The 12,650-nt window shown below is 45.4% G+C and carries 8 protein-coding genes; 2 read left to right on the top strand and 6 right to left on the bottom strand.

All coding sequences use genetic code 11. From position 1 onward, the window contains the following. Window positions 1-27: 27 nt before the first annotated feature. The 4 genes from glpK to K6V26_RS06410 all read right to left on the bottom strand — a co-directional run bounded on the left by glpK (window position 28) and on the right by K6V26_RS06410 (window position 6,588). Complete coding sequence (glpK, locus tag K6V26_RS06425) at window positions 28-1,539, bottom strand: glycerol kinase GlpK (protein ID WP_048316890.1); 1,512 nt, start codon at window positions 1,537-1,539, stop codon at window positions 28-30. Window positions 1,540-1,668: 129 nt separating this feature from the next. Beyond that, on the bottom strand, window positions 1,669-4,014 hold the full coding sequence (locus tag K6V26_RS06420) for a transglycosylase domain-containing protein (protein ID WP_048316887.1): 2,346 nt from the start codon (window positions 4,012-4,014) through the stop codon (window positions 1,669-1,671). Between the two features lie 215 nt (window positions 4,015-4,229). Next, window positions 4,230-5,171, bottom strand: a complete 942-nt coding sequence (locus K6V26_RS06415; RefSeq protein WP_007653224.1) for a YeiH family protein — start codon at window positions 5,169-5,171, stop codon at window positions 4,230-4,232. Between the two features lie 130 nt (window positions 5,172-5,301). Continuing rightward, window positions 5,302-6,588, bottom strand: a complete 1,287-nt coding sequence (locus tag K6V26_RS06410) for an O-acetylhomoserine aminocarboxypropyltransferase/cysteine synthase family protein (RefSeq protein ID WP_224264875.1) — start codon at window positions 6,586-6,588, stop codon at window positions 5,302-5,304. A gap of 179 nt (window positions 6,589-6,767) precedes the next feature. Between K6V26_RS06410 and K6V26_RS06405 the strand changes: the two genes are divergently transcribed. Beyond that, entirely contained in the window at window positions 6,768-7,229 is a 462-nt protein-coding gene (locus K6V26_RS06405) for an Lrp/AsnC family transcriptional regulator (RefSeq protein ID WP_044245796.1), read from the top strand. Window position 7,230: 1 nt separating this feature from the next. Here the strand turns inward: K6V26_RS06405 and K6V26_RS06400 are convergent, their stop codons facing one another. Further along, complete coding sequence (locus tag K6V26_RS06400; RefSeq protein ID WP_224264874.1) at window positions 7,231-8,115, bottom strand: LysR family transcriptional regulator; 885 nt, start codon at window positions 8,113-8,115, stop codon at window positions 7,231-7,233. An 87-nt stretch (window positions 8,116-8,202) separates the two neighbouring features. Here K6V26_RS06400 and K6V26_RS06395 point away from each other — a divergent pair, with 87 nt between their 5' ends. Then, window positions 8,203-11,505, top strand: coding sequence for an AsmA-like C-terminal region-containing protein (locus tag K6V26_RS06395; RefSeq protein ID WP_224264873.1), 3,303 nt, complete (start codon window positions 8,203-8,205; stop codon window positions 11,503-11,505). On the opposite strand, the gene rfbB is transcribed toward K6V26_RS06395, so the two are convergent. Next, window positions 11,500-12,645 carry a dTDP-glucose 4,6-dehydratase gene (rfbB, locus tag K6V26_RS06390; RefSeq protein ID WP_224264872.1) on the bottom strand — a complete coding sequence of 382 codons (1,146 nt, stop codon included), beginning with the start codon at window positions 12,643-12,645 and terminating at the stop codon, window positions 11,500-11,502. The genes K6V26_RS06395 and rfbB overlap by 6 nt on opposite strands. Window positions 12,646-12,650: the final 5 nt, after the last annotated feature.

Here is a 12,650-nt window from a genome sequence, read left to right as displayed (position 1 = left end):
GCAATTCCGGGTATCCAGGCATACTCTTTATATTTCGCTATCCATCGCCCAGTTCATTGTCCGTCCGACCGCCTTATGCCAATCGGAAAGTAAAGCCAAAGCTGTTTCCGGTTTCATCTTGGCAGTGAAGATGGTATCCAGCGACCACTGCTCTTTCAACTCATCCATATCTTTCCAGTAGTTCACTGCCAACCCGGCCAGATAAGCAGCTCCTAAAGCAGTTGTCTCAATTATACTGGGACGGACTACCGGACAGCGGCTGATATCCGCCTGAAACTGCATCAGGAAATTATTAGCAATCGCACCGCCATCCACCCGAATCTCCTTCGGCTTGGCGTGAATATCATTCTCCATCGCGATCAGTACATCATATACCTGGTAACAAATACCTTCCAACGCAGCACGTGTCAGATGCGCAGCTGTCGTACCGCGGGTAATGCCAATAATAGCTCCCCGTGCATACTGGTCCCAATAAGGAGCTCCCAAACCGGTCAACGCAGGTACGAAATAGACACCGCCATTGTCCGGAACCGACTTCGCCATCTGTTCCGTGACCGGAGCATTCGGTATCAACCCGATACCGTCACGGAGCCACTGGATAGCCGCACCACCGACAAACACACTGCCTTCCAATGCATAAGTTACTTTATCACCCAGCTTCCAGGCAATGGTCGTCAGCAGGTTGTTTTGTGAAAGCACCGGTTTGTCCCCGGTATTTACGATCATAAAACAGCCCGTACCATAGGTCGTCTTCATCATACCTTCTTCCAGACACAGCTGTCCGAACAGAGCCGCCTGCTGGTCACCCGCCATTCCCGAAACAGGAATACCGGCTTTAAATATCGGGGTAGAAGTCTCACAATAAACCTCGCTGCTGCTCTTCACCTCCGGCAACATGGAGGCCGGGATTGTAAACAGATCGAGCAACTCCTGATCCCATTGCATGGTATTTATATTGAACAACATGGTCCGGGAGGCATTTGTAATATCCGTAATGAATTGTGTACCCCGTGTCAGCTTCCAGATCAGCCAGGAATCGACTGTTCCAAAGCAAAGTTCACCCCGTTCCGCCCGTTCACGGATACCTTTTACATGATCCAGTATCCATTTTACTTTAGTTGCCGAGAAGTAGGCATCGATGACCAGTCCGGTCTTTTGCTGAATAAAATCGGAATAACCTTCCGATTTCAACTCCTCACAATAATCAGCTGTGCGGCGATCCTGCCACACAATCGCATTGTAAACAGGAAAACCCGTCTCACGGTCCCACACAATCGTCGTCTCACGCTGATTGGCTATACCGATACAGGCAATATGGTCATCCGTCACATCGGCTTTCGCCATCGCTTCCTTGATCGCAAGCGACTGTGTATACCATATCTCGTTCGGGTCATGCTCTACCCAACCCGGCTTAGGAAAATATTGCTGGAACGTTTTCTGAGAGAGTGTGATGACCTGTCCCTGACGATTAAACAGGATGGCCCGGGAAGTAGTTGTTCCCTGATCGATAGCCAATACATATTTATGTCTGAAATTCATGTTATATCACTTTATAATCTGTAAACCACTTTCCTTTGGAATAAGTTCAGATCTTCTTAAAAAATGAACTCCCGCAAATCTAATAAATTATTCAGATTTGCGGGAGTCTCATATAATCAATCTTGTTTACTATTCAAACATTTTATCAATGCCTCCGGGATCTGCCGGGATATGCTTGCGTTCTTCCTCCGTGATGGTTTTACAAGGATTTGCATATTGTTCCGGAATATCGAAATCTTCCTCTTCCGAATAGCCGAGCGTCTTATCAGCATATACTTTCTGCATGAATAAACCATAGATCGGCAACGCCATACTGGCCCCCTGACCTTCAGACAAACGGTCGAAATGGATGGAACGTTCTTCACCTCCAACCCAGCAACCCGACACCAGGCTAGGTGTAAAGGCCATGAACCAACCGTCGGAATTATTTTGCGTCGTACCGGTCTTACCGCCCATCGGAGCCTTGATTCCATAACGGAAACGGACACGGCTGCCTGTTCCGCCATCGATCACATTCTTCAACATATGAAGCATCTTATAAGAAGCATCTTCTGTCAGCACTTCACTCATCTGTGAATTAAAGGAGGCAATCGTATTTCCATACGGATCCTCGATATGGGTTACATAGATCGGTTCAGCACGGATACCTTTATTTGCAAAAACAGTATAACCGCTTACCATTTCGCCTACCGAAACGTCAGGAGTACCGAGACATATCGAAATTACAGGATCCATCTGATTCTTCAATCCAAAAGAGTGAAGCAGGCGCACGAAAGTATACGGAGACATCTGGCTCATCAGCCATGCCGTCACCCAGTTATCCGAATTTTGCAATCCCCATTGGATAGAAACACGTTCACCAACCCGCTTGGCGCTGGCATTACGCGGAGTCCAGGGGATACCGTTCTCGTCAAAATATGTATTTTGTACATGCATCATTTCGTCGCATGGACTGAAACCTTCAATCATCGCCAGAGAATAGAGGAACGGCTTGATAGTAGAACCGATCTGACGGCGTCCGCCATTCACCATATCATACTGGAAGTCATTATAATCGATACCACCCACATAAGCCTTCACATAACCATTACGCGGATCCATCGACATAAAGCCGGTACGCAGGAAGCTTTTATGGTAACGGATAGAGTCCATCGGCGACATGATCGTATCGACAGCCCCGTTCCAGGAGAATACACGCATATCGACAGGTGTATTGAACACTTTGCGTATCTCATCTTCCTTCTCCCCTGCCTTTTTCATAGCCCGGTAACGATCGGTCTGATGCATGGCACGCATCATAATCGTATCCACTTCACCCGGACGAAGATCGATTGAGAAAGGAGCCTGTTTCTTCTTTTGGTTGGCTTTAAAAAAAGCCGGTTGCAGATCTTTACTGAAATGCTCACGGACAGCCTCTTCCGCATACTGCTGCATACGGGAATCGATCGTCGTATATATTTTCAGACCATCAGTATAAAGATTATAATACTCGCCATCAGCTTTCTTGTTCTTGTTGCACCAGCCATAGAGAGGATTGGTTTCCCAAGCCAGAGAATCTTCATAAAACTGCTGTTTCTGCCAACCTCTGTACGTGCTACGATCCGGTTTGGGACGGGTCATCAGGATACGCAGATATTCACGGAAGTAAGGAGCCGGACCATCCTTATGGTCCATACGGGTGAAATGAAGAACCAGCGGCAAAGCCTTCAACGAATCGCATTCGGCACGGGTAATGTAACCAGCTTTCTGCATTTGTTCCAGTACCGTATTACGGCGTCCGCGTGTACGTTCATTCTGACGCTTCGGATTAAAATAAGAAGGGTTCTTACACATACCGACCAAAGTTGCGGCCTCCTCTATCTTCAGATTCTTCGGAGTAGTCCCGAAATAAACTCGAGCAGCCGACTGGATTCCTACCGCATTATACAGGAAGTCAAACTTATTCAGATACATATTAATGATCTCTTCCTTTGTATAATAACGTTCCAACTGAACAGCAATCACCCATTCGATCGGCTTCTGGAAAAGACGTTCCATCAAATTATCTGCATTCGGTGAGAAAAGCTGTTTTGCCAACTGTTGAGTGATAGTACTACCGCCACCACCACTTTTCTGCATCAGGATACCGCGTTTTACAACAGCACGGAAAAGTCCCTGAGCATCAATACCACTATGTTCGGTGAAACGAACATCTTCAGTTGCAATCAAAGCCTTCACCAAATCGGGCGAAAGGTCCCGATAATTCACAAAAATACGGTTATCTTTACTATGCGCATAACTACCCAGCGTCTTTCCATCTGCCGAAATAACCTGGGATGCATATTTATCGATCGGATTTTCTAGCTGTTCTACGGGGGGGACATACCCGATTGAACCATTTGCAATAGCTGTAAATATCAGAAACACAGTTCCCACTGCTGCAACGAACAGTACCCAAAATGAAATTATAATGCCTTTTGTAATCTTAGATGCCATCTTTATTATTCACTTAGAAACCGCAAAGATAGGAAATTAATTCAATAAGAGGGAAGTAAGAGATATGGGTTTCATATTTTTCAGGATTGATTACATTCCATAAAAAGGAGAAGTACAGTTATTCTTGTTTAAAACGGGCCTCCACTTCGTTTAAAACGGGCAAAATCTCGTTTTAAACGAACTTTACCCCCGTTTTAAACAAGATTTTGCTCGTTTTAAACCAACATTATTACTCCTAAACTGATCAACCCGATAAATATCCAAAGGACAACACCTTGCACCATCGGGCGTACGCCTACCTGTTTGATTACTTTCCGGGATAATCCGGCACCGATCAAAAACAGGGTAACCGTTAAACCTTTCTTTGCCAACCAAACCAGTGAACCTGTTATCGTTTCAGGAATTGTCAGGAAAGTATTTGCAACCATAGCCAGAATAAAGAAGAAAATAAACCAGGGTATGCTGATCTTTGCACCTTTCTGTTTGAATATAAACATGGTAGCAATCGTTACCGGGATAATCCATAAAGCACGTGTCAACTTGACCATTGTAGCTATTTCAAGCGCTTGCTCACCGTAAGCGGCACCGGCCCCCACGACAGAACTCGTATCATGTATGGCAATAGCCGCCCACATACCGAACTGCTCCTGGCTCATTCCCAGCAAATGTCCGATAGGCGGGAAAATAAACAATGCGATCGCATTCAGAATAAAGATTGTTCCGAGCGACATCGACATCTCATTGTCGTTGGCTTTTACTACCGGGGCAACGGCTGCTATGGCACTTCCTCCGCAAATCGCAGTTCCGGCGGAGATCAGATAAGCCGTTTTCCGGTCCATCATCAATCTCTTACCCAGATACATACCTAAAGCCAACACGGCAACAACCGATACGACCGTAAAGAGCATCCCTTCTTTTCCGGTTCTCAGCGATTCATGCAGATTCATACCGAATCCCAAGCCTACTACAGAGAACTGCAATAAATATTTAGACGTTTTCTTACTGAATTTCGGGAAAGGTTGTCCGGCTGTCATTCCCAGCGCAAGACCCAGAAACAGAGCTATAGCCGGAGAAATAAAAGGCATCAGACAAAGAACGAATAGGAGAATGAAAAGGGGTTTGTTGTACTTCGTCAGCACTTGTTCAATTGTGTTCATTTCTTATAATATCATTTAGTTATCCTTTGTTTTTGACGGCGCAAAGGTAAGCTTTAAAAAGATATCGAACCAATCACATTATGGAATAGCTGATAACTTGAAGTTATAACACCCTTTTCATTCCGATTGTTCAGATTTTAGCCAGTGCCTGCTCCAGATCTACAAGCAAATCTTCTATGTGCTCCGTTCCTATCGAAAGGCGCACTGTTCCCGGATAAATCTCCTGTTCCGCCAGTTCTTCTGCATTCAACTGCGAATGTGTAGTACTGGCCGGATGAATAACCAAAGATTTTACATCGGCTACATTTGCCAGCAGGGAAAAGATCTCCAGGCTGTCGATAAAACGATGTGCTTCTTCCTGCCCTCCTTGTATCTCGAAAGTAAAGATTGAACCGGCGCCTTTCGGGAAGTAACGTTTATACAACGCCTGATCGGGATGCTCCGGCAAAGACGGGTGATTCACTTTTTTCACCTTCGGATGATTTTGCAGGAAGTCAACTACTTTCAGAGCATTTTCAACATGACGTTCCACACGCAATGAGAGAGTTTCCAATCCCTGTAACAAAATAAATGCATTGAACGGACTGATGCAAGCCCCCGTATCACGTAACAAGACAGCACGGACACGGGTCACATAAGCCGCAGGTCCGGCAGCCTCCACAAAACGTACCCCATGATAACTCGGATCAGGTTCTGTCAGTTGCGGGAACTTACCGGAAGCCACCCAGTCGAATTTGCCGGAATCGACAATGACACCTCCCAGCGACGAACCGTGTCCACCGATGAATTTTGTTGCCGAATGCACTACAATATCCGCACCATGTTCGATCGGACGTATCAGATAAGGTGTTCCGAAAGTATTATCCACAATCAGGGGAATCTTATGACGATGGGCAATGGCTGCCACCTCTTCTATAGATATAATATTTGAATTCGGATTGCCCAAGGTTTCGATAAAGATTGCTTTCGTATTTTCCCGGATAGCCTTTTCAAAATTAGACAAGTCAGCCGGATCAACAAAAGTGGCAGTTACCCCATAAACCGGCAAGGTATGTGCCAGCAGATTATAGCTACCTCCATAAATTGTCTTTGCCGCTACAATATGGTCGCCGGCACGTGTAATATTCTCGAATGCATAGGTAATGGCAGCTGCGCCCGAAGCGACAGCCAACCCGGCAACGCCTCCTTCAAGAGCCGCCACACGCTGTTCAAAAACACCTTGCGTTGAATTAGTCAAACGACCGTAAATATTTCCCGGATCCTGCAAACCGAAACGGGCTGCCGCATGCGCCGAGTTATGAAACACATAGGAAGTCGTCTGATAAATGGGTACTGCACGGGCATCTGTTGCCGGATCCGCCTGTTCCTGTCCTACATGAAGCTGTAAAGTCTCGAAATGTAATTCTCTTTTTGCCATGATCTTATTCTTTTTTTATTTGACTTATTACTGTATCATTTTCCAGCAAAAGTATCATACAAAGAAACATCAAACAAGAAATTATACAAATACAGAAAATAATACTATTTTTACGCCGTCATACAAACAGAATCAACTATACAACAATTAAAAAGAATCAGATAAAAGAATTTTATTCTATGGAGACTTTAGACAAAAAGGATTTGCAGATCCTCCGCACGCTACAGGAAAATGCCCGGCTGACAACAAAAGAACTTGCCGCCCGGGTGAACCTTTCATCAACCCCAGTCTTCGAACGCCTCAAACGTTTGGAAAACGGAGGATATATAAAGAAGTATATAGCCGTATTGGATGCAGAAAAACTGAATCTGGGTTTTGTCGTCTTCTGCCGCGTCAAGCTCAGCAAACTGAACAGGGAGATTGCGACCGAGTTCACACGGATCATACAAGATATCCCCGAAGTAACTGAATGTTATAACATATCAGGCAGTTACGACTATCTGTTAAAGATCCATGCCCCAAACATGAAATACTACCAGGAGTTTATCCTCAATGTTCTGGGAACAATAGACAGCCTCGGTTCACTGGAAAGTACTTTTGTGATGGATGAAGTGAAACACGATTACGGCATCCACATCTGATTTACTTATAGGCTTGCATATACCGGATGAAACTCTCTTCCAGTCCCCCGCTCTGTCCCTGTAACTGTACAAAGGAAAACATACGTTCGGCAGAAAAATTTGTGATATCGATCACTTTCAGCACTCCCGACATCAGTTCACGGGTAACGGCACGTACCGACACGATTGCCAGTGCATCCGAATTTTCCAGAAACAATTTAATACTTTCAGTACTTCCCAACTGCATCAGTACTTTCAGTTGGGATAGCTTGACCTGATGTTCGGCCAATGTGGACTCCAAAACAGCCAACGTCCCTGAACCATTTTCACGCAGCACCAGCGGAAGTGTGCAAAGTTGGTCCAACGTCAGTTCTTCATACCGGGCCAGTTTACTCCCGGTATGTGTAATAACGACCAGTTCATCTTTCATAAAAGGCGTATAATGAAGAGAACTCTGCCGGGCATTCCCCTCCACCAGTCCCAAAGTGATCTTACCTTCACACAAGGCTTTTTCAATATCATGACTATTTCCGTTCAGCAGGGAAGCCCGAATGTCAGGAAATTTTCGGATAAAGGAAGACAAGATGGGAGGCAATACATACTGGGCAATCGTCGTACTGGCCCCCAGGCGCAGGTCGCCACAGATATTATCGGTCAGCAGATTCATCTCGAAGTCCAGTTGCCGGTAAGCAGCCAGCAGCGTATTGGTATGCGACAACAACAATTCGCCGGCCCGGGTCAGCACAATACGGCTACCGGTACGGTCGAACAACGGCGTCTTATACTGCATCTCCAGTTCATGAATATGCTTACTTATAGCCGGTTGACTGATATACAACTCCTTCGAAGCTTTTGTAAAACTCAGGTTAGTCGCTACGCTATAAAATACCTTCAGACGAAAATCCATATGCCTATAATCTTTTAAATAAACTTATCAGGTACAAAGATATGGGTTTATTTACATACTTTTGTATAACCAATACATGAAGGCAATATGAAGATCAATAAAAAATTAATTACGACAATCGCCGTTATCACTGTTACCCTGTTCTTTATCCTTCCGGGCATAGGGTTCAGTATTCTGAACTGGGGCGTTCTTCCTCCGGAGAAACTGACCCCGCTCGTCATCGAACAAACGAATAAGTTTCTTGACGCCCATCTGGATTGCGAGCGGATCGAACTGACTTATTTTGAAACATACCCACATCTGGGCATCCGGCTCACGAACGGCCATCTAATCTCACATACAGCTGAAGATTCAACGACACACAAGGAAGAACTGGCCATTCCGTCCGATTCCCTGATCGCTTTCAAATCCGCCGTTATCTCTTTCCGGCCAACCGATTATCTTTTTAACGGCAAGATAACAATAGGCGAAATCAGTATCGAAGAACCCCGTTTCTATGGCTATGTGAATAAGAAAGGTGCTGCCAACTGGGATATCTATTCCACAGAGACCGACTCTGCCGACACCGGCAAAAAGCCGTTGCCTCCCATCGACCTGCAAAAAGTACGCATCACAAACGGCCGTTTCACTTATGATGACCGCGAAGCCGATCTGTTTGCTGAAATAAACGGCTTCTTCCTCAACCTGGACGGTTCGCTGACCGACGGAAAGAATAAACTGGATATTGAAACAGGCTCAACTTCCATCCTGTTCAGCAGTCCGACTTATACACTGGAAAACAAACTGGCCCTGAAACTGAAAAGCCAGCTTTTACTTTCTGACAACTTCAACACGATCACGTTGAACGATGCCGAACTACTCGTTAACAATCTTCCTTTTACAGCCAACGGCTCTGTCAGCAGTTTACCGCCGCTGAAACAAACTAAAATAGACATGGAAGTCGGCCTCAAAATATCCGACATGAACGATTTATTGAAATTCATTCCCGATGCCTATTTCCAAAACAGAGATAAAACACTGGCAAAAGGAGCTATCATCATGGAAGGGAACATACACGGTTACCTGGGAGACAGCATTGTTCCATCTGTGAACCTATGTTGTAAAATAGAAAACGGTTCTTACCACGTCAAAGGCCTCAAACAAGGAATCGACACCATACAGATGGATATGGACCTCCATCTGAACGGCATGTATCCGGATTCTTCTTTTGTCTCACTGGAACAACTGAGATTAAAAGGACTGACAACCTCTTTGGATATGCGTGGAAAAGTAACCAACCTGCTGACTTCACCGAATGTCGACGCCAATATAAAAGGTAAGATCGACTTCACACGGCTTGCACAGGAATTTCTGAACCCGGACACCCTGTTCCTCCAGGGAGTAATGGATGCCGATCTTTCCGCTTCATTTAATGTAGATGACTTACTGGACAGTCAATACGGCAAAGTTCACGCTTCAGGCCGGTTAAAAATAGATACGCTGAAGGCTTATAGCAAACCGTTAGGTATGGACGTCTTTATAACAAATGCTGGCTTCTCGGTCGACTCCACCCAACAGGGCAGTTCTTATCTGGAAAATAAAGACCTGTTAAGTATATCTTTGTCGGTAGACAGTTTGAACATCAAATACCAGGATGACATCAATACAAATATCAGCCGGCTGGCCATACAGGCAAAAACATCGCCTGTCATAGATACGACAGCCGTTATCCCCATGACTGCACAACTGAAATTTGACTATCTGCGTACCCGCCTGCCCGATTCCGTATGGCTGGTAGCCGGACAAACCGTCATGAAAGGTGGAATCAAATCGTCAGCCTCCAATAAACGGATACCCACCGCAGGTGCCACCATCTCTGTCGATACCCTGCGTTACTTCATCCTGCCGATGCGTACCGGAATGATACTTGCCGGAAACACATTCAATCTAGAAGCACTCCCCTATCGGGATGCCGTGCGCCAGCGAAGACTTGCCCGAGCCGATACGACATCGCAGGCCACCAATACAACCAGACAAGCTCGTATACGCCGCCCAAGAACAACCGATCAAATCCAAACAGATACCACCGACGTGACAACACGATTATTACGTCGCTGGGAAGTCCGCGGCAGCCTCTCCTTCAACAAAATGAGAGGGTTCAGCCGCCTGTTGCCCATCCCCATGCGAATGGATCAGACTACCATGAAATTCAATACCAATGATATTACACTTACCAATGCCCACCTGCATCTGGGAAAAAGTGATTTTATGCTGAACGGAGAAATAAACCGTATCCGCCAGGCCATGCTTCGGGGAGGGAAACTACGGGGTAACTTCTCACTGACATCCGATTATATCGACTGTAACCAGCTAATGAAAGCGATGAACTCCGGCATGCAATATTCGGAACAACATCTCGCTACAGCCGGTCAATCAGTAATGGACGAGGAAAGTTTTGTTACCATGGATACCCATACTCTACAGGATTCCATTGCAACAGCGACACTGGATACAACAGACCGGGTATTTGTCATCCCGGCTTATCTGGACATAACGCTTCACACAAACGCCCAAAAGATCGACTTCAAGGATGCCGAACTTACCAATGTACTCGGTGAAGTGATTATCCGCGATCAAAGTATCAATCTTAGCAACCTCAAGATGGATTCAAATATCGGTCGCGGAAACATGACCATGTTCTACACGGCTAAAGACTATAGCGGGGCATCCGCCGGTTTCGATCTCGATATGGAAGATGTAATGGTTGAGAAACTGATCGGATTGTATCCGGCCATCGACACACTCGTCCCGATGTTACGTTCTTTTGAAGGAGTAGTCGACTGCCAGGTGACGGCAACCTGCAAGATGGATTCCACCATGTCGCTGGAACTTCCTTCCCTGCACTCAGCCTGCTATCTGCATGGGGAAAACATGGTGCTGCTGGACGGTGAAACTTTTACTGAAATATCCAAGACGCTTATGTTCAAGAACAAAAAGCGGAATGTGATCGACAGTATATCGGTCGATCTGGCCATCAAAGACAATAAAATAGAAGTATTCCCCTTCCTGGTGGAAATGGACAGATATAAAGTAGCGGTCGGAGGAACCCATAACCTGGATATGACCTTCAACTATCATCTGTCTGTACTCAAATCACCGGTTCCGTTTAAACTCGGAATCGACATCACCGGTAATCTGGATGATTTCAAATATAAAATTGTAAAGTGCCGCTACAAAGACCTTTTCAAACCGGCTAAAGAAGCGGAGCTGGACAGTACGCGGACAAATGTCCGGAAAGAAATACGGGAATCGATACGTAACCAAATAAAAGAGACTGCTCCCGAACTGGTGAGCAGCCTCTCTCCTAATCATACGGTAACTCCTCCGGAAGGAGAAACCAATGCTTTATAATTCACGACCGGAGTACATCCGGTCGTAATATTTCATATAATCGCCACCCGTGATGTCTTCTACCCACTGTTGATTTTCCAGATACCAGCGGATTGTTTTTACGATGCCGACTTCAAATGTCGTTTCAGGAGTCCAGCCAAGTTCTTCTGAGATTTTCGTCGGGTCAATAGCATAACGCATGTCATGTCCGAGGCGGTCCTTCACAAAAGTAATCAGGCTTTCATTAATCCAGTCGACAGCAATTTCTCCGTCCGGACCAATCTCTTTCTTTTTCAGCACCTGGCGATATTCAGGCTGTTCGGTCATTAAGCGATGGATTGTGCTGATCGTCAGTTTTACAATCTCAATGTTTTGCTTTTCGTTATGACCACCTACATTATAAACTTCTCCTACCCGTCCACGATGAATAACAGCATCGATAGCCTTGCAATGATCTTCCACATACAACCAGTCTCTTACATTCTTCCCGTCACCATATACCGGCAGGGATTTTCCTTCCAGGATATTCTTTATAATAAGAGGAATCAGTTTTTCCGGAAAATGATAAGGGCCATAATTATTGGAACAACGGGTAATGCTTACCGGCATTTTATAAGTATCGAAATACGCTTTTACAAATAAATCGGCACTTGTTTTGGAGGCGCTGTACGGACTTCTCGGATCCAGCGGAGTCGTTTCATGGAAATAACCTTCCGCACCCAGGCTACCGTAAACTTCATCTGTAGAAACCTGATGGAAACGTACGCCTTCACGCCACTGAGGATAACCGGCCTCGTCTTTCCCCGTCACCCAGGCTCTGCGGGCTACATCCAGTAAATTTTGTGTTCCCAGAATATTAGTTACAAGGAATAACTGCGGATTCTCAATACTACGATCCACATGACTTTCTGCAGCAAAATTAACTACATAATCAAAATTATACTTAGCGAAAAGTTCATCAGCCAACGTACGGTCACAGATATCGCCTTTCACAAACTCACAACGTTCGCCATCGATATCTCCTGCTATCGTACCCAGATTTCCTGCATAAGTCAACAAGTCGAGAACTACAATCTTTATATCCTGATGCTCTGCCAGCATATATTTGATAAAGTTAGCACCAATAAAACCGGCAGCACCGGTAACCAGATAAGTCTTCATCGTCC

The sequence above is a fragment of the Parabacteroides goldsteinii genome (genome assembly GCF_020091425.1).
Lineage (GTDB): Bacteria > Bacteroidota > Bacteroidia > Bacteroidales > Tannerellaceae > Parabacteroides > Parabacteroides goldsteinii.
The sequence above is the reverse complement of the archived record's forward strand: the minus strand, read 5'-3'. Positions and strand labels throughout refer to the sequence as shown.

What these genes read in the sequence shown, in the direction of transcription:
- glpK (WP_048316890.1), bottom strand. Translation starts at nt 1,539, where the DNA reads ATGAATTTCAGACATAAATATGTATTGGCTATCGATCAGGGAACAACT.
- K6V26_RS06420 (WP_048316887.1), bottom strand. Translation starts at nt 4,014, where the DNA reads ATGGCATCTAAGATTACAAAAGGCATTATAATTTCATTTTGGGTACTG.
- K6V26_RS06415 (WP_007653224.1), bottom strand. Translation starts at nt 5,171, where the DNA reads ATGAACACAATTGAACAAGTGCTGACGAAGTACAACAAACCCCTTTTC.
- K6V26_RS06410 (WP_224264875.1), bottom strand. Translation starts at nt 6,588, where the DNA reads ATGGCAAAAAGAGAATTACATTTCGAGACTTTACAGCTTCATGTAGGA.
- K6V26_RS06405 (WP_044245796.1), top strand. Translation starts at nt 6,768, where the DNA reads ATGGAGACTTTAGACAAAAAGGATTTGCAGATCCTCCGCACGCTACAG.
- K6V26_RS06400 (WP_224264874.1), bottom strand. Translation starts at nt 8,115, where the DNA reads ATGGATTTTCGTCTGAAGGTATTTTATAGCGTAGCGACTAACCTGAGT.
- K6V26_RS06395 (WP_224264873.1), top strand. Translation starts at nt 8,203, where the DNA reads ATGAAGATCAATAAAAAATTAATTACGACAATCGCCGTTATCACTGTT.
- rfbB (WP_224264872.1), bottom strand. Translation starts at nt 12,645, where the DNA reads ATGAAGACTTATCTGGTTACCGGTGCTGCCGGTTTTATTGGTGCTAAC.